This window comes from Nocardia brasiliensis, from assembly GCF_042691675.1.
Lineage (GTDB): Bacteria > Actinomycetota > Actinomycetes > Mycobacteriales > Mycobacteriaceae > Nocardia > Nocardia brasiliensis_D.
Window position 1 is genome coordinate 1,085,765 of record NZ_CP170507.1, and the last position, 23,955, is coordinate 1,109,719.

Annotated in this window: 15 protein-coding genes; 9 read left to right on the forward strand and 6 right to left on the reverse strand. The window is 66.8% G+C overall.

Annotation, left to right across the window (positions count from 1 at the left end):
• Positions 1–125: 125 nt before the first annotated feature.
• On the reverse strand, positions 126–578 hold the full coding sequence (locus tag ACFK0J_RS05295) for a TIGR03667 family PPOX class F420-dependent oxidoreductase (protein WP_378737080.1): 453 nt from the start codon (positions 576–578) through the stop codon (positions 126–128).
• A gap of 38 nt (positions 579–616) precedes the next feature.
• The gene (locus ACFK0J_RS05300; protein WP_378737082.1) at positions 617–769 is read right to left on the reverse strand and encodes a hypothetical protein; all 153 of its coding nucleotides are present in this window, start codon (positions 767–769) and stop codon (positions 617–619) included.
• A 256-nt stretch (positions 770–1,025) separates the two neighbouring features.
• On the opposite strand from ACFK0J_RS05300, the gene ACFK0J_RS05305 reads away from it, so the two are divergent.
• A complete protein-coding gene (locus ACFK0J_RS05305; RefSeq protein ID WP_378737084.1) occupies positions 1,026–1,637 on the forward strand; it encodes a maleylpyruvate isomerase N-terminal domain-containing protein in 612 nt (203 codons plus the stop codon).
• 22 nt (positions 1,638–1,659) lie between these two features.
• Here ACFK0J_RS05305 and ACFK0J_RS05310 read toward each other — a convergent pair whose 3' ends face one another.
• Positions 1,660–2,268: a hypothetical protein gene (locus ACFK0J_RS05310; RefSeq protein ID WP_378737086.1), complete on the reverse strand. Its 609-nt coding sequence runs from the start codon at positions 2,266–2,268 to the stop codon at positions 1,660–1,662.
• 37 nt (positions 2,269–2,305) lie between these two features.
• On the opposite strand from ACFK0J_RS05310, the gene ACFK0J_RS05315 reads away from it, so the two are divergent.
• Positions 2,306–3,595 carry an ABC transporter ATP-binding protein gene (locus ACFK0J_RS05315; RefSeq protein WP_378737087.1) on the forward strand — a complete coding sequence of 430 codons (1,290 nt, stop codon included), beginning with the start codon at positions 2,306–2,308 and terminating at the stop codon, positions 3,593–3,595.
• A complete protein-coding gene (locus tag ACFK0J_RS05320; protein ID WP_378737089.1) occupies positions 3,592–5,328 on the forward strand; it encodes an ABC transporter ATP-binding protein in 1,737 nt (578 codons plus the stop codon). Before ACFK0J_RS05315 ends, ACFK0J_RS05320 begins: the two co-directional genes overlap by 4 nt.
• Positions 5,329–5,443: 115 nt before the next feature.
• Here the strand turns inward: ACFK0J_RS05320 and ACFK0J_RS05325 are convergent, their stop codons facing one another.
• Positions 5,444–6,145: a siderophore-interacting protein gene (locus ACFK0J_RS05325; RefSeq protein WP_378737091.1), complete on the reverse strand. Its 702-nt coding sequence runs from the start codon at positions 6,143–6,145 to the stop codon at positions 5,444–5,446.
• 113 nt (positions 6,146–6,258) lie between these two features.
• Entirely contained in the window at positions 6,259–6,738 is a 480-nt protein-coding gene (locus ACFK0J_RS05330) for a hypothetical protein (protein WP_378737093.1), read from the reverse strand.
• A gap of 160 nt (positions 6,739–6,898) precedes the next feature.
• Between ACFK0J_RS05330 and ACFK0J_RS05335 the strand changes: the two genes are divergently transcribed.
• Positions 6,899–8,212 (forward strand): SidA/IucD/PvdA family monooxygenase, encoded by a 1,314-nt coding sequence (locus ACFK0J_RS05335; RefSeq protein ID WP_378737095.1) that lies wholly within the window; start codon positions 6,899–6,901, stop codon positions 8,210–8,212.
• 10 nt (positions 8,213–8,222) lie between these two features.
• On the opposite strand, the gene ACFK0J_RS05340 is transcribed toward ACFK0J_RS05335, so the two are convergent.
• On the reverse strand, positions 8,223–8,888 hold the full coding sequence (locus ACFK0J_RS05340) for a GNAT family N-acetyltransferase (RefSeq protein ID WP_378737097.1): 666 nt from the start codon (positions 8,886–8,888) through the stop codon (positions 8,223–8,225).
• A gap of 214 nt (positions 8,889–9,102) precedes the next feature.
• Here ACFK0J_RS05340 and ACFK0J_RS05345 point away from each other — a divergent pair, with 214 nt between their 5' ends.
• Genes ACFK0J_RS05345 through ACFK0J_RS05365 form a run of 5 tightly spaced genes read left to right on the forward strand, consistent with a single transcriptional unit; the run spans position 9,103 to position 23,947 of the window.
• The gene (locus ACFK0J_RS05345; protein ID WP_378742642.1) at positions 9,103–9,858 is read left to right on the forward strand and encodes a thioesterase II family protein; all 756 of its coding nucleotides are present in this window, start codon (positions 9,103–9,105) and stop codon (positions 9,856–9,858) included.
• Positions 9,859–9,877: 19 nt separating this feature from the next.
• A complete protein-coding gene (locus ACFK0J_RS05350; RefSeq protein WP_378742644.1) occupies positions 9,878–11,206 on the forward strand; it encodes a polyketide synthase in 1,329 nt (442 codons plus the stop codon).
• Positions 11,199–14,303: a nocobactin polyketide synthase NbtC gene (nbtC, locus tag ACFK0J_RS05355; protein ID WP_378737099.1), complete on the forward strand. Its 3,105-nt coding sequence runs from the start codon at positions 11,199–11,201 to the stop codon at positions 14,301–14,303. The genes ACFK0J_RS05350 and nbtC overlap by 8 nt, the downstream gene beginning before the upstream one ends.
• Before the next feature lie 12 nt (positions 14,304–14,315).
• Positions 14,316–19,415 (forward strand): amino acid adenylation domain-containing protein, encoded by a 5,100-nt coding sequence (locus ACFK0J_RS05360; protein ID WP_378737101.1) that lies wholly within the window; start codon positions 14,316–14,318, stop codon positions 19,413–19,415.
• Positions 19,412–23,947: an amino acid adenylation domain-containing protein gene (locus tag ACFK0J_RS05365; protein WP_378737103.1), complete on the forward strand. Its 4,536-nt coding sequence runs from the start codon at positions 19,412–19,414 to the stop codon at positions 23,945–23,947. Before ACFK0J_RS05360 ends, ACFK0J_RS05365 begins: the two co-directional genes overlap by 4 nt.
• Positions 23,948–23,955: the final 8 nt, after the last annotated feature.

Here is a 23,955-nt window from a genome sequence, read left to right on the forward strand (position 1 = left end):
AGAGCGGCCCGAGTCGATACCTTCCTGCCGGTGCGCCCCGCCCCGGTGCGGGTGGTCGGGCTCGCCATGCGGACGCGCGCCGCGACTGCCCGGCTATGGGCGACGGCTCGACAGCGTGGGGCGGTTCAGAACCCGCGCAGCCGATCGGGGCGGATCCGGACCACCGCCGAGTATTCGGTGAAGAACTGCTCGGCGGTCATCGAGATATCCTTCAGGCCCTCGGTGTATTTCGTTGTATACGTGGCGATTTCGTCCGGGGAGGCCGGTGCGTCATCGATGCGCGCGGTACCGGTGAAGACGACTACATCCCCGCCCCATTCGGTGCTGTTGAAGTTCAGCGAGACGCGCGGATTGCGGGCGAGATTGCGCAACTTGGCCTGGTCGGGCTTGCTGAACAGGAGGAACTCGTCGTCGCGCCACTGGAACCAGACCGGGTTGGGTTGGGGTGTGCCGGTGGCGCCGACGGTGGTCAGCCAGATCACGTGTTCCTTGTCGAGGCGCTCGATGACCTTGGCACCGAAGGGGGTGCCGGGGTCGACGACGGGCGCAGCGGATCGGTCGGATGCCGTAGTGGTCATGTGCGGAACAACACCCCGCAAGCCGGAAGGATTCCGCGCTAGGGCGTGGCCCGCTCATCGAGAACCATCCGCCGGGCCTCGACCAGGGTTCGCCGCGCCCGTCGGCGCGCCCGGCACACGTCCACGTCGCAGTTCAAATGCACCTGCATCGCGCGATGGGCCTGCTCCGGTGTCAGTTCACCTGGGTCCACCGAACAATACGAAAATGTGGAAATGATCTGTGTGACAAACATATTCGTACTTTCGTCGAAGTGCTTCCGTATGGTTGAAACTAGCCATGCGTCCGCGCTATCGGGCCTGGTTGGGCGGTCGTTCACGGAGCATTCCCGCACCGGAGGGGAAATCGAAAGCAGTAAGCCCTGACCCGTTTTCGCAGATGTCCGGAACAAGTCCACAGTGCGACAAACGATTCGACGATAAAACACAGGCATTTCTGAAGGAGGCCGAATGAACACCGAGATGCTGGCGGAACTTTGGCGCTCATGGGCGGAGCGCGGAGCAGCGCTGACGCCGGAACAATGGGCGACGCCTACGCGGCTGCCCGGTTGGTCGGTGCGCGCCCTGTTCGCACACGTGGCCCCGGATGCGGCGGAAATGGACACGATGCGCGATGTCCGGGTGGAGGGCCCTGCCGCGGTCACGACCGGAGCCGAAATCCTCCGCCTCTTCAATAGTCCCGGCGGTTTGGCGCACACCGCGGCCGACGACATTGCCGCACAAGCCGCCGGGGCCGCGGAGACCATCGAGACCGAGACCTTGCTGCGTCGTTTCGCCGAGGATGGCCCGCTGGGACTTGCCGACCTGCGCGACCTCGGCCCCGATACCGTCCTGCCGCACCCGCACCTGGGGTCCGTGACCTGCCGGGCGCTGGTCGAGGTGGCGATTGTCGACCTCACGGTGCATCTACTCGATCTGATTGCGGCAGTCGGCGGACCGCCCGCGCCCGAAGCCGCGCTCCGCTACACGGCGCAGATCCTGGCTGCCGTACCCGACCCGATCGACTTCATCGAGGCCGCGACCGGGCGCGGCACCGTCGCGGTACTGCCCGTGATGCGGTGAGCGAAGCCCACTCCCGCTTAACTTAGGCTAACCTACCTTCGCGGCTCGTTCTGTGTGAGGATGGGCCCGATCCGGTGGGCAATCCCAGCATGGCGAGAGGCAACAAGGTATGACGGTGGAGGTCGCGCCGCTGCTGGCGGCGGAGACGGGCAACCGACCCTCGCGAGCGGTGCGGAAGATGCGAAAGCAGCAAGAAGCCTTGGCGCGCAGGGAGATTCTGGCACCCGTACGGCGGGCGCTCAACCTGGCGAGCATCGTCGTCGCGGTTGCCTCGGTGTGCTCCGTGGTTCCGTTCATGCTGATCGTCGAGGCATGCCGGGAACTGCTGGCCGACCAGGTCGATTCCGATCGGGTCTGGCGTCTGCTGCTGATCGCCGTTGTCGTGCTCCTCGCCCGCGGGCTGTTGCAAGCGGCCGCGCTGACCTGGTCGCATCAGGTGGACGCGAGCTACCAGTTGTCGCTGCGCACCCTGCTCGCGGCGAAACTGACCAGGGTTCCACTCGGCTGGTTCGGCGAGCGATCCGCCGGCGAGGTGAAGAAGCTGCTGCAGGACGACGTCGAGGCGCTGCACTATCTGGTGGCGCACGCCCGGCTGGAATTCGTCGGCGCGCTCACCGTCCCGCTGGGTCACCCTCGGTTACCTGTGCACCGTCGAGTGGCGGCTCACCTTGGTACTACTCATTCCGCTGGTCGCCTACGCGGTGATCTACAGCAGGATGATGGACCAGGACGGACGCGACCGGTTCGCCGTCTACAACCGGTGGGAACGACGCACGCAGGACGCGACCGTCGAATTCGTCGACGGCATCCAGGTGGTGCGCGCGTTCGGCCAGGCGGGCAAGGCGCACAACATATTCCAGGACGCCGTGGACGGACAGGCGAAAAGCCTGGATCGGTTGAAGACGCCGATCATTCGACTGCAGGCCGCCGCCGACCTGGTGGTAGCTCCGGTCTTCGTCATGCTGGTGATCGTGCTCGCGGGCCTCGCCGGTGTCGGTCTGCACTGGGTCGCGCCGGTGGACGTGCTGCCATTCCTGCTGGTCGGGCTGGGTTTGGGTAGTTCGTTGCTCGGTCTCGGCTACGGCACGCAGGCGCTGCGCACCGCCGGTGCCGCCGCAGTCCGGCTGCACGAGTTGCAGCAGACACCCGAATTGCCCACGCGAGCAACGAGTTCGGACGACCCGGCATCCGCTCCGGCCGGTGTGGTCCGCTTCGAGGGTGTCTGCTTCGGCTATCGCAAAGACCATGATGTGTTGCGCGACATCGACCTCGAACTGGCTCCCGGTACCCTCACCGCACTGGTCGGCCCGAGCGGCTCGGGCAAATCGACGCTCGCCAAATTGCTGCCCCGCTTCTACGACGTCGGCTCCGGCCGGATCACCATTGCGGGCAAGGACATCCGGGACTACTCGACCGAGGAGCTCCATCGCACAGTCGGATTCGTTTTCCAGGACGTCCGGCTGATTCGCGGCACCGTACGCGACAATCTGCGGCTGGCCCGTGCCGACGCCGACGACGTCGCGTTGGAAGAGGCGGCACGCGCCGCGCAGATCCACCAGCGCATCATGGCGCTGCCACGCGGCTACGACTCGGAGATCGGTGTCGATGCCACCCTGTCCGGCGGTGAGGCGCAACGCCTTTCCATTGCCCGCGCGCTATTGGCCGATACGCCCGTGCTCGTCCTCGATGAGGCGACCGCCTTCGCCGACCCGGAATCGGAGGCGGCCGTGCAGGACGCACTCGCCGTGCTGGTAGCCGGACGCACCGTGCTGGTCATCGCGCACCGGCTGCACACCATCACCGGGGTCGACCGCATTCTGGTGCTGGCGAACGGAACCATCGTCGAGCAGGGCGACCACCCAACGCTGCGTGAAGCGGGCGGGACCTACCAACGGCTATGGGAAATCAATGAGGCGGCGCTGGGCACGATTGCGCTGGAGACGGAGAAGGTCCGATGATTCGCAGGGTGCTCGGGCTGGTACCCGACGAATTCGACCCGCTGACACCGAAACTGCTCGCCGCGATCGTCGCGCAGGCACTGAGCCAGGCCGCCGCCTATCTGCTGCTCGTTCCGGTGCTGGAGGCGTTGTTCGACGACGACCTCGGCCGCGCCTGGATGTGGACGCTGTGGATGATCGCGGCCGTCTCGGCGGTTGTCGTGTTCGGATTCGTACAGGCCGTGATCGGTCTGCGCATCGGTGTCGGCATGCAGCGGGGGCTGCAGACCAGGCTGGGCGATCATCTCAACGCGCTGCCGCTCGGTTGGTTCGACGCGCAGAACGCGGGCTCGTTGTCGCGGCTCGTCGTCGAGAACGTCCGCGAGATCCAGGGTTTGGTCGCCTACCTGCTGACCAAGGTCATCACCAGCATTCTGGTGCCGCTCGGTGTCGCGGTGGGCATGCTGTTCATCGATTGGCGGATCTCGCTCACCATGCTGCTCGCGGCCCCGGTGCTGTACATGATCAACAGTCTGGCCAACCGCGCTTACACCCGGTCCGACGAGCGGATGCACGCCGCCGCGGCCGAAGCCGACTCGCGGGTACTGGAATTCGCGCAGGCGCAGCCGGTGCTGCGCGCGTTCGGCGCGGTCGGCTCCGGAAACCGGGCATTGGCGGCGGCGCTGGCCGGGCAAAGGTCGGCCATTTCGCGGTTGATGGTCGCGACGGTGCCGGGTCTGATCATCTTCGGGCTGTTCGTCCAAGCGGTCTTTCTCGTCCTGGTCTACGTAGTGGTGGGCCGGGTGACCGAAGGCGCCATCTCGGCGGCCGCCGCCATCGCCCTGATCGCGGTGAGTTCCCGGTTCATCGAGCCGCTGAATCAGGCCGCACAGCTGGCGAATGCGCTGCGCTCGGCGTCGGCCGCGGCGGATCGGGTGACCGCACTACTGGCGGAACCCGTGCTGCCGGAGGCGAAAACGCCGGTGACGCCGGGTGTTCCGTCGGTCGTGTTCGACAATGTGAGCTTCGGCTACCGGCCGGGCGAACGCGTCCTCGCCGAACTCACGTTCAGCGTTCCCGCGGGCACCACCACCGCGATCGTCGGGCCGAGCGGTGCGGGAAAGACCACCTTGTTGCGGTTGGTGGCGCGGTTCGCCGACGTCGAATCGGGCCGGGTAGTCGTCGGTGAGCACGACGTGCGGGATCAGCCGTCGGAGACTTTGCTGGACAAGCTGTCGCTGGTCTTTCAGCATGTGTATCTGTTCGATCAGTCGGTGGCGGACAACATCCGCATCGGCAAACCCGATGCCACCGATGCCGAGGTACGCCCTGCGGCCGAGGCTGCCCGGGTGGACGAGATCGTCGATCGCCTCCCGGACGGCTGGGACAGCAGGGTCGGCGAGGGCGGTGCCACCCTGTCCGGCGGTGAGCGGCAACGGGTTTCCATCGCCCGCGCGTTGCTCAAGGACGCTCCGATCGTGCTGCTCGACGAGGCGACCAGCGCGCTCGACCCGCACAGCGAAGCGGTGGTAGTGCGCGGAATGCACGAACTTACCAGGGACAAAACAGTCATCGTCGTCGCGCACCGGCTCGCCACCATCGCGCACGCCGACCAAATCCTGTTCCTCGACGCCGGCCGGATTGTCGAACGCGGCACGCACCGTGAGCTTTTGGCGGCAGGCGGACGGTACACCGACTTCTGGAACGAACGCTCCCGCGCCGCCGGGTGGCGTCTCGAACCTGTCACGGTCTGAACCGGACAGCCGGGGTCCACAGCGGACCCCGGCTCCGCCACCGCCCGCACAGCGCGTGTGCGATCGGGCCCGAATCCGAGTACCAGCCTGCGCTACACCGGCAACGTCGCGCGAACTACCTCCAGTACGCCTGTGACTTGATCGAGGCTTTGGGCAGGCCGTGGGTCGTCTTGAGCGACTTCACGATCGACCGGGTGGTGTGGCCATCACATGCCACCCAGGCGAAAGCGTCTTTCGGGCAGTCCATTTGGTGTGCTTGTTCGCGCAGCAACCGGCCGTCGTCGACGCGCTGCAGCCAGGTCACCTGATGGTGCGGCTTGTTGCGCACCGGCAGCGTGGTGTCGGACTCGTACTGCCATTCCAGCCAGACGCGGGCAGGGGTGTCGCCGATCGCGTCGAGCAGGGAGTTGATCGCGGGCAGGGAGGCGGTGTCGCCGAAGATGACGAACTCACTCGGCATCGGATCCGGCAGCTGGAAGTTGGAACCGAGAACCGACACGTCGATTTCGGCTCCGACGGCAGCGTTTCGGGCCCACTCCGCGGCGGGGCCGTTGTGCATCGCGAACTCGATCCAGAAGCGATCGCCTGCCGGGTCCGGGTCGACCAGGGTGTAGCCGCGCTGATGCTCTTTGTCGCCGTTCGGGATCCAGAGGCGAACCCACTGCGTCGGATGGACGGGGTGATCCTCGAGTAGCCCCCCTGCGGTGAAGCCGAGCCGTAGGTACTTGTCCGAGATGCTCTCGGTCGAGGTGACGGTCAGCCGATAGTCCTCGGCTCGCCAAGCCTTCAGCAGCAAGCCGTTAAATCCTCTACCCATGTGGTAAGGCTAACCTAATTAGGCCGGAGAATCAGCTGTGTCGTATGACACAAGACGTCCGGACAGCAATGGCCCCCGCCGGGCGGGGGCCATTGCCGTTGCAGCGCAGCTGTTTACACGGTGCAGGGCAGGAATGCGACGCTCGCGACGGTGCATTCGCCCTCGCGGGTCAGCTTCCACATGCCGTCGATGTTCTTCCAGGTGAGCTGGAAGTGGAAGGGGTCATAGCCGTCGACGGCCGTTTGCAGAGTCGCGGTGAGAATGTCCCCGTTGACGGTGACCGGACCGAGGATGGTCCACCGGAAGCTGGGCGGTGTCGCGGCCATCGCGGTGCCGACCTGGTCGATCAGCGGCAGTCCCGCTTCGCCCGCCTCGAGCTCGGCCGCCCGGGTCGCCCGGGGCGCGTTGGTGTTCAGGGCGACCTGCAGTTTCGCCTTCAGCTCGCCGGGCCCGGGCGCGCTGGCGTGCAGCGGGGCGACGATCGGCGCCGCGGTCGCGGGGATCGCGGCCGAGCCAAATCCAAACGCGCCGATGAGGGTGGCTGCGGCGAGAGCGATCAACGTCCCCGGCCTCTTTGTGGTGGTGCTGAGCATTATGTCCATCCAATCGTTGCGTGTATCAGTGCCGCGGTGCGGCGCGGCACCCACTGGCAATATAAGGTAAGCCTATGCAAATATGAACCGGTGGGGTTTGACCCTGTGGGCGCGAACACAGCACGAATAGGCATTGCGCCTGCAAAAGAGTGGAGAACCGGTGGAGACACTTCTGGTAGTCGGCGCGGGGCCGAAGGCCCTTGCGGTGGCGGCGAAGTCGCACGTCTTGCGGAATTTAGGACTGCCCGCGCCCCGGGTAATCGTGGTCGAGGCGCGCACGGTCGGCGGCAATTGGCTGCCCAGCGGTGGCTGGACCGACGGGCAGCACCGACTGGGGACCAGCCCTGAGAAGGACATCGGCTTCCCCTACCACTCGACCTGGGCTCGCGGCCACAACCAGGCGATCAACGCGGCCATGAAGGCCTACAGCTGGACCTCCTTCCTCGTCGAACACGGAACCTTCGCCGAATGGATCGATCGCGGCCGGCCGAGTCCGCACCACCACGTCTGGGCCAAATACCTCCAGTGGGTCGCTCGCGCGATCGATCTGGACCTGGTCATCGGCACCGTGCACTCGATCAAGCAGCGGCAGAACGGTTTTGCCGAGGGTTGGTCGGTCGCGGTCGTCGATGCCGACGGGCACAGCACCGACATCGACGCCGACGGCCTGATGATCACCGGGCCAGGGCAGAGCAGGCAGGCACTGGCCGACCACCCGCGCGTACTCAGCATCGCGGAATTCTGGGAGCTGGCGGGCAAGCGCGAGCTGCCGGTCGCCTCACGGGTCGCGGTGATCGGCGGCGGCGAAACGGCGGGCTCGGCGTTGGATGAGCTGGTCCGCCACGAAATGCTGACGATCTCGGTGATTTCGCCGATGGCGACAATTTACACGCGCGGTGAAAGTTATTTCGAGAACTCGCTTTTCAGTGATCCGAACAAATGGACCGCACTGAGTATGCAGGAGCGCCGCGACGTCATCCGACGCACCGACCGCGGCGTGTTCTCGGTGCGGGTGCAGGAAAGCCTGCTGGGCGACAACAGAGTTCATCACTTGCAAGGCCGGGTGGTCCGCGTCGCCGAACACGGCGACGGCGTAGCGATGACCCTGCGCAACGAGCTGCGCGCCGATCAGGTGCACACTTTCGACCTGGCGATCGACGCGACCGGCGGCCAGCCGCTGTGGTTCCTCGACCTGTTCGATTCCTGCACAGCGGATCTACTGGAACTCGCCGTCGGCGGCCCGCTGACCCAGTCGCGCATCGAGTCGTCGATCGGCTACGACCTGGCGGTATCGGGGCTGGCCTCGAAGCTGTACCTGCCCAACCTCGCCGCACTCGCCCAGGGGCCGGGGTTCCCGAATCTCAGTTGCCTCGGCGAGCTTTCGGATCGAGTGTTGCGGTCGGAGCCGGTCCGCCCCCGTGTCGCGTCCCGGCATTCGTCGGCCGGGCGGGCCGTCGCTGGTCAGGCGAGGTGACCGCCGGTGTTCACGACCGAATCGTGGGGAGGTGATCAGGTTCCCGGGGCAACGTGTACAGCGAGATCCGCCGACCGGGCCGCACATCGAAATCGCCGAGGTGCTGCCAGCCGTTCTTCTCGAGGGCCTTGCGCACCGGGACGTTGCGATAGTCGGGATCGCCCATCAATCGACGGCATTCCGGCTCGGCGGCCCAGATGCCGGTAGCCAAATGTCCGATCCACCTCGACATGACGCCTCGCCCGACGACATTGAGGTCGGCGGTCGCGATGTGAAAGCCGATATCCCTCGGGTGGGCGTGGTAGAGCCGGGCGATCTCGTCCTTCGCCGCGCGATACAGCTCGACGTAACCGACCTCGCGGCGGCCGAGCTCCGGACGATCGATGTCCGCGAAGTCGAAGCCGAGTATGCATGGCCGCGTATAGGTTCCGGCCAGTTGCGCGCGCATATCGGCGCGGCGACGGCTCGCGGGCCACGACTGCTCCCAGGTCTCGATCAAATGCGGCAGGCGCATCCAGGCCTCGAGCGTTTCGGGGTCGGTGCCGTCCGGATCGGCCAGTCGGATCGAGAACGGTTCCGGGAAGCTGGGCAACACCGGCGCGGGGGCGGCGCGAACCTCGGCGGGAATGTCGGTCAGCTCGCGCGGGAAGACGTACGGCATCCCCGTTCCATTCATCGGCGTGGTGCTCCGTTCGGTCGTTATCTATGTCACGTCAAACGATAAGGGTAGCCTATACTAACCTCACGCTGCTAGCCTTGTGCCGACCGGCGTGCTGCGCGGCTGCCCAGTGAAATGCCCGAGGCGCCGCGGTATCTCGATTCGGTCGGCGAGAAGATCGGGCGTCAACGGCCGTCGGTGCGATATCGGCGGTGGTAGGAGAGAGCAGAGTATGGCACGGGAACTCGGATGGCTCAGGCAATTTCAAAAGCCACGTTCTGATTCCGCGGCACCGCTGCTGATCTTTCCGCACGCGGGTGCGGGGGCATCCGCGTATCGAGTGTTCGCCAAACGAATGAGTGACGACTTCGATGTTGTTGTCTTCCAATACCCCGGACGGCAGGATCGTGCCCGCGAGGCACCCGAAACGAGCCTTCCCGGTATCGCGGCCGGTGCGTTCGAGGCCTTTCGATCTTCGGCACATGACCGGGGCTTGCCGCTGACTGTCTTCGGCCACAGCATGGGCGCCATCGTTGCCTTCGAATTCGTCCGGCTGGCCGAAGCCGCCGGCCTGCCGGTGCGGTTGCTCGGTGCTTCCGCGGCTATCGCCCCGAGCCTGATCGCCGATCTGCCAGGGCATCCGACCGACGACGAAGAGCTCCTCGACCATATGGCAGCCCTCAACGGGACCGGGGCCGATGTCATGGCAAGCCGCGACCTGTTGCGGATGGCCCTGCCTGTCATGCGGGCGGACTACCGAGCATTCGATGCCTATTCCTGTGCCGCCGATGTCCAAATCAACGCACCGATACATGTGCTGGGCGGCGACGATGATCAGTACGTCGCGCCACGGGGCCTCTATGCCTGGTCGGCACATACTCGCGCGGCAACTCAGGTGACGCTGTTCGCCGGAGGCCATTTCTACCTGAACGACCACGTCGCCGATATCGCGGAATTGCTTGTGCCAGAAACAAGCACGGTCGCATAGCGATCACCTGAAGGGCATGATGAGTACATCCAATACGGACGATCCGATCGTCGTTGTCGGAATGGCCGTAGAGGCTCCGGGAGGAATCGACACCCTCCCGGAGTTCTGGTCGGCTTTGGCGGGCTCGCGAGAACTGATCGGACCGTTTCCGCGTGACCGGGAATGGCGAATCGATCAGCTGCTCGCCTTAGGCGATATCGATGGTTGGAACGCCGTCCAGGACGCGGGTGGTTTCCTCACCGGCGCAGCGGAATTCGATGCCCTCTTCTTCGGTATCACGCCGCGCGAAGCGGTGGCGATGGATCCACAGCAGCGCGTCGCCATGCGCGTCGCATGGCGAGCGCTGGAGCATGCGGGAATCAACCCGGGTGCACTCGACGGCGCGCAGGCCGGTTGCTGGATGGGCGTGTCCACCACCGAGTACGGGCCGTTGGCGGCGTCGGTCAACGAGTACAGCGGCTACCGGGCGACCGGGATCGCGCTCGGTGCGGTGGCGGGTCGAATCTCGCACGGTCTCGGCCTGATCGGTCCGTCGGTCAGTGTGGACACCGCGTGCGCGTCGTCGCTGACCGCATTGCACCAGGCGGCTTCGGCCATTCGGATGGGCGAGTGCGCGTGGGCGCTGGCCGGTGCGGTGTGCGTGATGGGTTCTCCTGGAGCGTTTTTCGAGTTCTCGAAGAACAACGCGTTGGCCACCGATGGCCACTGCCGCCCCTATGCCGCCGACGCGTCCGGAACTCTGTGGGGGGAGGGGGCGGGCGTGGTCGTGCTGGAACGGGAATCGCGTGCCCGTCAGCTCGGCCACCGGGTGTACGGGCGGTTGCTCGGTTCCCGGATCAATCACAACGGCAAGGGCGCGCCGATCGCCGTGCCGAGCGCGGCCGCGCAGGAACGTTTGATCAACGACACTCTTGCGGCGGCGGGTGTCGGTCCGGAAAGCGTCGACCTGATCGAGGGCCACGGCACCGGAACCCCCGTCGGTGACCCGCTCGAACTCACCGCATTGTCGCGGACCTACGGGTCCGTCGACCGGCCGGGCGCCGGAGCGCTGCTCGGTTCGGTCAAGTCGAACGTCGGTCACGCACAGGCTGCTTCGGGGATGCTCGGCCTGGTCAAGGTACTGCTGTGCGGTGCGAATGGCTATATCGCGCCGAGCTTGGGGGTGCGGGAGCCGACTGCCGCCATCGATTGGGACGCGACCAGCCTGCGCCTGGCCACCGAGCTCGTGCCATGGGAGCCGATCGACGGCGTCCGGTATGGCGCCGTGTCTTCGTTCGGCGTCGCGGGCACCAACGCCCACGCGATTGTCGGCATGCCGGTACTCGAGGAGGACAACGCCGATGTCTAGCTATCGGATGCCGGATGGCACCATCCCGATCCTGCTGTCCTCCGACAGTGCGGACGGAGTGCGGCGCGAAGCCGCGACCATTCTGTCCTACCTCGACGACCATCAGCGCGTCGCTCCGGATCAGGTGTCGGACATGCTGTTCCGCACCCGGCTGCCGCGCCGCTACCGGGCACTGGCATTGGTGAGCAGCCGTGTCGAACTGCTCGACGGGCTGCGCTCGGTCGCCACCGGCACCGCGCACCCGGCCGTGCTGTCCGCCGACGCCCCCGCCACGCCGCGCCGCATCGGCTTCGTGTTTCCGGGCCAAGGCAGCCAGCGTCCCGGCATGGGCAGGCTGTACTACGACGCCTCTCCGGAATACCGCGCCGCCGTCGACGAATGCGCCGGGATCCACGAGGACCGGTTCGGCCATTCGAAGCCAGTGCACTACTTGCTCGCGAACGACGGACACTACGACGACACGCTGGCGGAAATACAGCCTTCGCTGATGTTCCATATGACGGGTCTTGCGGCCATGTGGCAGGCGGCGGGGGTACGTCCGAGTGCGGTCATCGGGCACAGTCAAGGCGAGCTGGCGGCAGGTGCCGTTTCGGGGGTGATGTCGCTGCGCGATGCGGTACTCGCCGTGACGCATCGCGCGCGGCTGGTCAGCCGCATCTCCCCGAGCGGCTACTCGATGGCCGTGCTCGGCATGGACCGCGACGAGTGCGAAGCACTACTGGCCAGGCATTCGGGCTGGGCCGAGCTTTCGGTGATCAACTCACCGCACATCCTCGCCATCTCCGGCGATCGGGACACGATCGTCGACATGGTCGCGACGGCGAACGCGAAAGGTCGCTTCGCCAAGGAGATTCGGGTCTCCTACCCGGCGCACACCTCGCTGGTGAGCGAGTACCGGGCCGAGCTGGAGGCGGCACTGGGCGACGAGATGAGTAGTCGCCACTTCGCGGCCACGGATGTCCCCGCCTACGGATCCACCCTCGGCGGGCTCATTACGCCTGAGCTGGTGCACCAGCAGTACTGGTATTGGAACCTGCGCAATCGGGTTCGGTTCGATCGTGCGGTGGTCGCCGCGGCGACGGACGGGGTCGACACGCTCATCGAGATCGCTGAGCACCCCATGCTCCAACTCGCGCTGCAGGAGAACCTGACCTTGGTGCCGCAGCAGGTGCCCGCCCGCGATTTCCGGGTGCTGGGTACATCCTTGCGGACTGCGCAGGGCCTGCGGGAGTTCACCCGCAACCTGGCTGCTGTCGCGATACTCGACCTGAACTATCGGTGGGATGCGCTGCGGCGCGGGCACACCGCCGGTGCGCCCGTCCTGCCGCTGCGCGACTTCCCGCATACCGTGATGAATCCCAAGCGGCTGTGGGCCTCGCCCGGCTCCAGCGCCGACAACCCGGTGCTTCCGGCGCCGACTCGCCCCCCGAAACCCCAACGCCTGGTGGAGAAGTGGACCCGCGTCGATCGGCGTTCACTGGTTCCGCCGCGCCGGATCGCGGTGGTCGACCACACGGGTCGCTGCGGGGATCTCGCAGCCGCGTTGTGCACCGCGGCCGACCGGCACGGCGCGACCGCGCACATGTTCGACGAGGGCGCCATCGGCGACTTCGACACCGTGGTTGTCCTGCTGCCGCCGCTGGCCGACACCGGCAGCGCGGACGCGATCGCCGACATCGCCGAGTTCTTCGCCGAGCGCACCTGGTTGCCCGCGCTCGATCGATTGCGCCCCGGCGCCGGTGCCGAATGCTGGCTGGTCACCGTGGGCGGCGAAGCCGTGCTGGACGGCGATCCGGTGCCGCAGTTGTTCCATGGCGCGGTCAGCTCGGGTTTCCGCAGCGTCGGGGTCGAGCGCACCGGGGTGCTGCTGCGGCATCTCGATCTGGCGGTCACCGAAGCAGGCCCTGACCAGGCGGCCAAGGTCATCGCGGCGGTGCATACGCGGGGCGAGCACGAGATGGCGTTGCGTGGCGGCAAAATCTACGTGAAGCAGCTCGTACCGGAGAACTCCGATGAATCCACCACGCACGGAATGGATCTCGACCACGTCCTGATCGTCGGTGGCACCGGCCAGCTCGGCTTGCGCTTCTGCGAGCACTTCACCAAGGCAGGAGCCGGCCGGATCACGCTGGTGAGCCGGACCGGTGAGTCCGACTCGGTCGGCGCGGAGCTGCGCCGGATCCGTGGCCTCGGCAACGCGGATATCGCGGCGATCAGCTGTGACGTGAGCGATGAGGATGCGGTTCGCCGGCTCGCCGCCGACTGCGCTGACCGCCCGGTGAGCTTGCTCATCCATGCTGCCGTCAACTACATCGATGCCGAATTGGCCGAGATCACCGCGGAAATGGTGACGGTTGCCGCGGGTTCCAAAGTAGTCGGCCTCGAAACAGTGCTCCGGTCCGTGCCGAGGACCACAGGGTGTCGGGTACTCCTGTGCTCCTCGCTGGCGGCGACGCTGAGCGGACGTGGGCAAATCCTTTATGCCGTGACCAATCGGATGCTCGACATCACCGCTCGCACATTGCGGGAACAAGGTGTCGACAGTGTGTCGCTGCAGTGGGGTCTGTGGAGCGTGGCGGGGCCGCTCGATGCGGCGGGTGTAGCGCGCGCCGAAAGCACCGGTGTGATCCCGATGGATCCGAACGACGCCATCGCGGTCGGGCTGACCGAGCATTGGGGCGATGCGGTTGTCCTGTCGGCCGATTGGCAGGTCCTGCGTGAGGTAGCCGGCCTCTACGGGCAGGCAGCAGTGTTCTCGTCATTGGTGGCCGAGCCCGAAACCTCGGCAGTGGCACCGACGTTGGGCGAGCCCACCGCGGTAGTTGCCGCACCGAGCGGCGATGCGGCCGTGGACAAGTTCTCCCTCTCGACTCGAATGCTGGCCGAGCTGGTGAAAGTCATGGGAACCGATGGTCCCGAAACCATCGACAGCGCCGTCCCGCTGGTCGCTCTCGGGCTGGATTCGCTGCAGGCATTGGACCTCCGCAAACGAATCAAATCAGAGCTGGACCGCGACCTTCCGGTCGCCGCGATCCTCGGCGGCGCATCGCTGAACGATGTTGTGCTGCTGATGGCAGAGAACACCCACCAAGGCTGAGGGGCCAGATCCATGTCAGACACCGACGCCACGACCATGACCACGCTGCAGCGCCGCAAGCAGCTGTTACAGCAGCGGATGCGCGAAAGCGGCTTGACCGCAACGGAATCGACCTCGACACCGGCGCGCCGGGTGGTTGCGGGCGAGCAGTATCCGCTCACGCCGGGCCAGCGCCGGATGTGGTTCCTGCAGACACGCGACCCCGCCGACCCGACACTCAACATCTGCCTCGCTTACCGGCTGACCGGCGCCCTCGACGAGGAACGGCTGCACACCGCCGTCGCCGGAATCGTTGCCCGGCACGACATTCTGCGGACGACGTACGGTGCGGACCACGAAGGGGAGCCGTACCAGGTCTTCCATGAGGGCACGGCGCTCGTTTGGACCTCGCACGACCTGCGAGATCTGCCCGAGCAGGGTCGCGAGCGACGAATCGAGGTGCTCGCGCGCCGGGAGTTCAGTCGCCCCTTCGACCTCTCCGCCGAGCCGCCGCTGCGCGTCACGCTGGTGCGCACCGGTGCGGAAGAGTTCGTGCTGGTCCTCGTCGTCCACCACATCTGCTGGGACGACGACTCATGGGCAGTGTTCTTCGCCGAGCTCAATGCCGCCTACAACGGCGATCGCGAGATCGCCGGCGAACCGGCGCAATTCGTCGCCGTCGAGGTGCTCGACGCGCCCGCGGCTGCCACCACCGAGGACATCGGATACTGGCGCGACACATTGCGTCCACTGCCCGAACCGCTCCAGTTGCCCGGCTCGGCGGCAGCCCTGCCGTCCAAACTCGCCGAACGCCGCAGCACCGAACTGCCCGTTGACCTGCTCGACCGCGTCGAGGCCTTCGCTCGTGCGCGGTCGGCGACGCCGTTCATGGTGTTGCTCGCGGCGTTCGATGCGCTCATCCAGCGCTACACCGCGGCCGCGGACTTCCTGGTTTCCGTTCCGGTTACCGATCGCCGCGCGTCCGCCGAAGGGGTGATCGGCTACTTCGGCAACACCCTGCTGTTGCGTGCCACGATGCGAGCGGAAGACACCTTCGCCACGCTCGTCGACTCGGTACGCGAGACGTGCATCGGCGCGTTTACTCATCAGCGTGTCGGCATCGATCGCGTTGTCCGCGAGATGAATGTGGATCGGGTCGCCACCCGAGATGCCATGGACCAGCTGGTTCGGCTCGGCTTCAGCGTCCGCAAGAGCGCGGCGGGCTTCGAACTATCCGACGTCACCGCGACGGAGTTGGCGCTCGGTGCTTCGACCGCTCAGGTTCCGCTGGCGTTGGCGGTCGTCCTGGATTCCGCCGGTGCTTCGCTGGTGGAAGCGGAGTACCAGGTCGATGTGCTGGCTCGGCCGCTCATCGAACAGTTGCTCCTGCACTATGTGCAGTTGCTGGACAGTGCGCTGGCCGAGCCGGAGCGCCGCCTCGGCGAGCTCGACATGCTCGGCCCGGCCGACCGGATGGCGATCCTGGAACTGTCCCACGGCCAGCTCGTCGACCTGCCGCCGACCACGCTTGTCGATATGCTCGAGCACCGCGCGGCAGTGGCCACGGACACCCTCGCCCTGGTGTCCGACACCACGGAAATCACCTACGGCGAACTGCACCGCCGGTCGAACCGCTTGGCTCATCGGCTGATTCGCGAGGGGATCGGTCCTGAGGACCTCGTGGGTTTGTGTCTGACAACCTCGGTCGAGTTCATCGTCGCGGCCCTCGCCGTGCTGAAGGCGGGCGCCGCCTACCTGCCGATCAACCCCGCGTACCCGGATGACCGCATCGACTACCTGATCGAGGACGCCCGCCCGCGACTGATCCTCGGCCGGGTCGAATTGGACGCCGCGGAAGCGATGGCGGTCGGGTTGCCGGAATCGAACCCGACCGACGCCGATCGAGTCCGGCCGCTGCGACCCGGACACCTGGCGTACGTCATCTACACCTCGGGATCCACCGGGAACCCCAAGGGCGTACCGGTGCCGCACGCGGCGATCGCAGAGCACCTCGGAAGCTTTACCCCAGAGTGGGGGATTACCGCGGACGACCGTCTGCTGCAGTCCGCATCGGTCAGCTTCGACGCCTCGGTCGCGGACATTTTCATCACTTTGACACTGGGCGCACGGCTTGTCATCCCGAAACCCGATGCGTTCCATGATGTTCGCTATGTCGCTGATCTGATCACTCGGCAGGGCGTGACGGTGTTCCAGATGGTGCCGTCGATGCTGAGCAGTTTCTTGCTGCTGCCGGAGGTGAGCGAATGGCGTGCGCTGCGGCATGTTCCGGTCGGCGGTGAGGCGTTGCCGGGGGAGGTCGCCGACAAGTTTGCCGGCATCTTCGACGCCGAACTGCGGAACCATTACGGCCCCACCGAGGCGGTGGTCTGTGCTACGCACATGCCCGTCGAAGGGCCACAGGGCGTCGGCATCGTTCCCATCGGTGTCCCGAACCGCAACGTGTACGCGTATGTGCTGGACGAGGCACTGCAGCTCGTTCCGTCCGGCGTGGTCGGGGAAATCTACCTGGGTGGAGCGCAGCTGGCTCGCGGATACCTCAGGCGGCCAGGCCTTACCGCCGAGCGCTTTGTCGCCGATCCGTTCGTGCCGGGCGCGCGGCTCTACCGTACTGGAGATCTCGCGCGCCGCAACAGCTTCGGCGAGCTCGATTTCGTCGGCCGCGCCGACGAACAAGTGAAGGTGCGTGGCTTCCGGATCGAGCCGGGTGAGGTCGAGGCGGCTGTCGCGGCGTACCCGGACGTCGGGTACTGCGTAGTAGTGGTCGTCGAGGACCCGGTGGCCGGGCCGATGCTCGCCGCGTACGTGGTGCCCGCGGCGGACGCCGCCGACATCGATCTCGACCTGGTCCGTGCCCACTGCGCTGCCGTGCTGCCGGAATACATGGTGCCGAGCGCGTTCGCGATCATCGACGAGATCCCGCTGACGGCCAACGGAAAGCTCGACAAGCGCGCATTGCCCGCACTGGCTCCGGATACTCAGCAGAAGTACCGGGATCCGGCAACGGCGACCGAGCGGCGGATGTGTGCGATATTCGCGCAGCTGTTCACCGTGGATCGCGTGGGCGCTGACGATTCGTTCTTCGAACTCGGCGGCCACTCGTTGCTTGCCGCTCGTCTGGTCGCGCGGATCAGGGCAGAGTTCGGTATCGAACTCGATGTCCGTGCGGTCTTCGATACCCCGACCGCCGCAGGACTCGCGGCGCGGTTGGTCGCGCGGTTCCGGGACGAGTTCGGTATCGACCTCGATGCGGTGGGCATGGACGAGGTCGTGGAAAGCGGTGCCGACGAACCCGGCGCACCGGTCGGCTCGGCTCGGCCGCACCTCGGTGCCCGGCCACGCGAAGACGTTGTCCCGCTGTCCTACTCGCAACTGGCGATGTGGTTCCAGTACCGGATGGAAGGTCCGAGTGCGGTCGGCAACCTGCCCTTCGCGGTGCGGCTGGACGGTGCGCTCGACACCGGTGCACTGACCGCCGCGATCGGCGATGTGGTGACCAGACACGAAGCGCTGCGCACCACCTTTCCCGAACGCGAGGGCGTGCCATACCAGCTCGTCCATCCGGTGCTCGAGGTTCCGGTCCCGATCACATGGATCGCCGCCGACCGGCTCGACGACGAACTGGCCGAGATCGCGACATACCGATTCGCGCTGGACGGTGAGCCGCTGATCCGGGCGCGGCTGCTCGCGCTCGACGCGCAGACCGCTGTGCTTTCGTTGCTGGTACACCACATGGTCGCCGACCACGCGTCGTTCGGCATCTTCCTCGCGGATCTGATCAGCGCTTATCAGTCGCGCGTCGAGGGCGGGCAGGCTCCGGCTCGGGCGCCGTTGCCGATCCAGTACGCCGATTACGCACTGTGGCAACGGGATGTGTTCGATCCAGGCCCGGCAGGCACGCCGAGCCCCTTCGGCCAGTCCCAGATCGACTACTGGCGCACCGCGCTGGCGGGGTTGCCGGACGAGATCTCGGTAGCGCACGATCGCCCGCGTCCTCGGGTCCTGGGTAAACGCGGCGAGGTCGTGACGTTCACCGTGCCGTCGGCACGGCGAGATGGTCTGAAGGCCCTCGCCGAGCAGTGTGGCGCAAGCGAATTCATGGTTTACGAAGCAGTGGTGGCGACCGTGCTGCACAAGCTCGGCGGCGGAACCGACATTCCGCTCGGGACTCCCGTGGCCGCCCGGGTCGACGAGGCCGTCGGGAGCCTGGTCGGTCTTTTCGCGAATATGGTGGTGCTGCGCAACGACCTGTCCGGCAATCCGACGTTGCGCGACACGGTGATCAGGGGACGCGATGTCGTGCTCGACGCGCACGGTCACCAGGAATTGCCGATCGAACGACTGGTAGAGGCGATCAATCCGGTCCGGTCGCGTTCACGGAACCCGTTGTTCCAAACCATGATCCACTTCCGCGGCGCCGACTGGGCGCCCGCTGCACTCGATTTCGACGCCGCCGGTGCCACGACGGCCACTGTCCTGCCGGTGGACTTCGACATCTCGTTCCTGGATCTGAACCTGAGCTTCAACGTGACGTCGGCCGGTGGGCTGGAGGTGCGGGTCGTGGTCAATGCCGATCTCTACGATCCGGAGACCGCCCAGCTGATCGCGAACGCGGTGGCCGCCACCCTGGATGCGTATGCCGCCGACCCGGATCGCACTGTCACCGAGCTGCGGATATTGCCGCAGGAGGACCTCGAGCGACTGCTCGAGCCCCCGGTTGCCGAGCCCCCGGCGGCCCCCGGCGGGCCGCGTCCCGTGGGGGATGGGCAGGTGACCGAGACCGAGCGGACGTTGATCGCACTACTCGAGGAGTTGCTGGAGATCACCGACGTGGCGGCCGATGACGGCTTCTTCGCGTTGGGCGGTGACAGCGTGATCTCCATCCAGTGGTCGGCCCGCGCCGCCGCGCTCGGCCTGCCGCTCACGCCGCAGCTGGTGTTCGAGCATCCTACGATCGCCGAGCTTGCCGCCGCGGTCGACGCGGCGGCGGAACAGCCCGCGCCGGAAGCGGATCCAGCGCAGAGTGCGCAGGTGCAGCATGCGCCGATGAGCGCATCCGGGCTGGACGCGGACTCGCTGGCCGCGCTGACCGCCTCGTGGCAGGCGCAGTCGTGACCGCACCGCCGCAGATCGAGGACGTCCTCGCGCTCAGCCCGCTGCAGGAGGGACTTTTCTCGCTGTCGCAGCTGACCGGCGACGAAATCGACCTGTACACCATGCAGTTCGTCGTCGATATCGACGGCCCGGTCGACCTGACGCTGCTGCGGACGAGCGCGCAGGCGATGCTCGACCGGCACCCGAATCTGCGTGTGTCGTTCTGGGACCGCGACGTGCCCAAGCCGGTGCAGATCGTGCCGAGCCAGGCAGAACTGCCGTGGTCCGAACAGACGGCGCGGCCGGAGGAATTCGCGGTGATCGCGGAATCGGAGCGGCGGCGACCGTTCGATCTGAGTCGCGGTCCGGCACTGCGCATTGTGCTGTTGACTGTCCCCGGCGACACTCATCCTCGACGTCGGATGATCCTCACCGCGCATCACATCCTGATGGATGGCTGGGCGGTCGCAGTCTTCTTCACCGAGTTGCTCGCGGTGTATCAGGCCGGCGGGTCCACGGATTCGCTGCCCGCGCCGCGACCGTACCGGGACTACATCGGCTGGCTGGCCGCGCAGGACGCCGCCGCGGCGATGCGTCGATGGACCGAATACCTGGGTGACATCAGCGGTCCCTTGATGATCGCCGAGGGCACCGCGATCGGCGCGGGAGTGCCGGAGAAGACGCGACTCGCGTTGCCCGCCAACGACACCGCGCGCCTACAGGGCTGGGCTCGCGAGCACGGGCTGACGCTCAATACCGCCGTGCAGTTCGCCTGGACGGTCGTCCTCGGCAGGCTCACCGACCGCCGCGATGTGGTATTCGGCACCACCATCTCCGGGCGGCCCGAGCAACTGGCCGGGGTCGAAGGCATGGTCGGGCTGTTCATCAACACTGTTCCGGTCGCCCATCGGCTGGACCGCTCGGCATCCGTGACCGCCCAGTGCGCACGGCTACAACGGGAATCGGCCGCGATGCGCGACATCGGCTATCTCAGCCTGTCCTCGGTGCAGCGTGCGACCGGCCACGGTGCGTTGTTCGACACGCTCTTCGTGTTCGAGAACGCTCCGATCGGCGACGCGATCAACACCGTCACCACTGCGGACGGCGCGCGCTTCCGGCCGGTCGAGATGGAAAGCCTTGCCCATTACCCGCTGACGGTGGTGTCACACCTCAGCGACGGCGACCTGGTTGTGCTGGTGGAGGCGATTCCAGCAGCGCTACCGCACCTGAATGCCGCCGAGATCGGTGAACGGCTGCTGTCGGTACTGCGGCAACTTCCGGACGTCGGCGACGCGACGCCTGACGCGCTCGACATTCTGACGGCGACCGAGCATGCCGAATTTCAGTCGGCCGCAACCACTCTCGTGCCAGCTGCGGAAACCACCGTGTGGGAGCTGTTCGAGCAGCAGGTTGCGGCGACGCCGGAAACCCTGGCGTTGACCACGAGCTCGGGCGAGCGCTTCACCTACCGCGAGTTGCATACGGCGGCCTGCCAGTTGGCCGGTGAGTTGGCCGAACGCGGCGTCGGGCCGGAAAGCGTTGTGGCCCTGGTGCTGCCGCGGACGACGCGTTCCATCGTCGGCATCTTGGCGACGCTCGCGGCCGGTGCCGCCTATGTGCCGGTGGATATTTCGCTACCCGCGGCCCGGGTCGAATCGATCCTGCGTCAGGCGCGGCCCGTAGTGGCACTCGTTGTCGGCGACTGCCTGGCGTTGCTGGACGGACAGTCCATCGACACTCTGGTGCTCGACGATCCGATTGTCGCCGAACGCATTTCCCGCGGCTCCGCGACGGCACCCATGGTGCGCCGGAATCCGGCGCACAGTGCGTACCTGATCTTCACGTCCGGTTCCACCGGTGAGCCGAAAGGTGTTATCGGTACGAACGCCGCCTTGGCCGGTTACTTCGCCGATCACCGCGACCGCGTCTACCGTCCCGCGATGGCCCGGCTCGGCCGCCCGCTGCGGATCGCGCACGCCTGGTCGCTCAGCTTCGACGCCTCGTGGCAGCCGATGGTCGGTTTGCTGGCCGGACAGGCGATCCACCTGTTCGACGCCGAGGAGATGCGCGACGCCCACCTCCTCGTCGAGACGATGGCGCGCCACGGCATCGACATGATCGACACGACGCCGTCGATGTTCGCGCAGCTCAGCACGGCAGGCCTGCTCGACCGAGAACTCCCGGTCCTCGCGCTCGGTGGCGAGGCCATCGACCTGGCGCTGTGGACCCGGCTGCGGGCGCTGACCGGCACCGCTGTGTACAACTGCTACGGCCCGACCGAGACCACGGTCGAGGCCGTCGTCGCCGCGGTCGAGGCGACCGAAACGCCGACGATCGGCGGGCCGACCGCTGGAATGTCGGGCTACGTGCTCGATTCCATGCTGCGCCCGGTGCCGCGCGGTGCCGTCGGCGAGCTGTACCTGTCCGGAATCCAGCTCGCTCGTGGCTACGTGGGCAAGGCCGCGACAACGGCCGATCGTTTCGTGGCGGACCCGGCGCGCCCGGGTCACCGCATGTACCGCACCGGTGACCTGGTCCGCCGCCTGCCACACGGTGGCTTCGGCTACCTCGGCCGGGCCGACGCGCAGGTGAAGGTCCGCGGGTATCGCATCGAGATCGGTGAGATCGAAACCGCACTGCGCCGACTGCCCGGAGTGGACACCGCCGCGGTCACCGTGGTGCGTCGTGCCGGTGGTGCGAGCCTGGTCGGTTTCGTTGTGGGCCAACCGAACCAGAGCGTCGACTCGGCGCGGATGCGCGCCGCACTCGCGGAACGTCTGCCCTCCTACACGATTCCGGCCCGGATCATCGTGCTGAGCCGACTACCGGTGAACGCCAACGGCAAGTTGGACGGTCACGAGTTGAGCCGACTCGCCGAACAGGCGCTGTCCGGGGGGCCGGGTGCGGGCGGTGCCCCGGTCACCGCAACCGAACGTGCCCTGAGCGAAGTCTTTTCGGAGTTGTTCGAGGGCAGGCTGCCCGGCCTGGACGACGACTTCTTCGCGCTCGGCGTGGACAGCATCGTGGCGATCTCACTCGTCAACAAGGCCCGGCGGCACGGAATCGCATTGAGTCCGCGAATGGTGCTGGCTACCCCGACGATTCGCGAGCTGGCCGCAGCGATCGATGCCGCGACCGCGGGGGTGGCTACCCCCGACACGGCTGACTACGGCGAGGTGCCGCCACTCCCCGTCGTGTCCTGGATGTACGAGTACGGCAACTTCCGTCGGTTCACCCAGACCGCGCTTGTGCGGCTGCCCACCGGGATCCGACGTGCGGCAGTGGAATCGGTTCTTCAGGCACTACTCGACGGACACGACACCCTTCGATCGTTGCTGACCGATACCGCGGACGGTCCGCGCCTGGTAACTCGCGAACCGGGAGTGGTCTCGGCGACCGACATCATCGACCGAGTGGATTGTCAGGTGTCCACCGATGCGGAACTCGATGCGTTGATCGCGGCGTCGGCCCGCTCCGCGACGGACGAGATCGATCCTCGTACCGGTGCCATGGTCCGCGCGGTGTGGTTCACCGGCACGCACCGTGGTGACATTCTGCTGCTGGTCATCCACCATCTCGCCGTCGACGTCGTCTCCTGGCACATTCTGCTCGGCGGCCTCGGCGAGGCGTGGGCCGCGGTCGAAGCCGGTGCGGTGCCGAAGCCATTGCCGGAGTTCACGTCCTATCGCCGGTGGTCGCGGTTGATGTGGGAGCGTGCCGCGCAGCCGGAAGTACTCGCGCAGCGCGAGTACTGGGTCGACCAGGTCAGCGCACCGGACCCGACACTCGGCCAACGGCTGCCGGAGCCGGCGACCGATACCTGGTCTTCGCTGCGAGTCACCTCGGCGGTCACCCCTGTCTCGGTCACCGCGCGCATCCTCGCCGCGTTGTCGAAGGAAGAGGGTGTTCGCGAGTTCCTACTCACGGCACTGACGATGACGTTGGCGAGCTGGCGCGCCGAACGCGACCAGGACGCAACCGCCGGAGCGTTGATCGCGTTGGAAGGGCACGGCCGTGCGGATGCGGTACTCGGCACCGACACCACGAACACCCTCGGCTGGTTCACCAGCGTGTTCCCGGTGCGCCTCGGCGTCGGAGCGGCGTCGGTCGATGTGGCACAGGCGGAAGCGGACCCCGGTGCGGCGCGTGCGCTGTTGAATTCGGTTGCCGCCCAGCTCAGCTCGATCCCCTTCGACGGCCTGGACTACGGACTACTTCGATATGTCGATCGGGCACCGGAGTTGCGAGCCGCAGCGGAGCCCCAGGTCGAGTTCAACTACCTGGGACGAGTCGACTTGAGCGGCAACGCGAATCAGCCGTGGTCGGTGATCACCGACGCGCACCGCGACGCCCTACCGCTCGATCCGGAACCCGAGCTACCGCTGCGCTACGCGTTGGACGTCATCTCTGGTATCGGCACCACCGCCGACGGGCCGCAGCTGAGCACGAATTGGCGCTGGAGCGACGCCTTGTTCTCCGCATCGGACGTGGACCGTCTCGCCGATTTGTGGCAGCGCGCGGTCGTGACCTTGGCGGAAAGTCTAGTGAGCTGATGCCACGT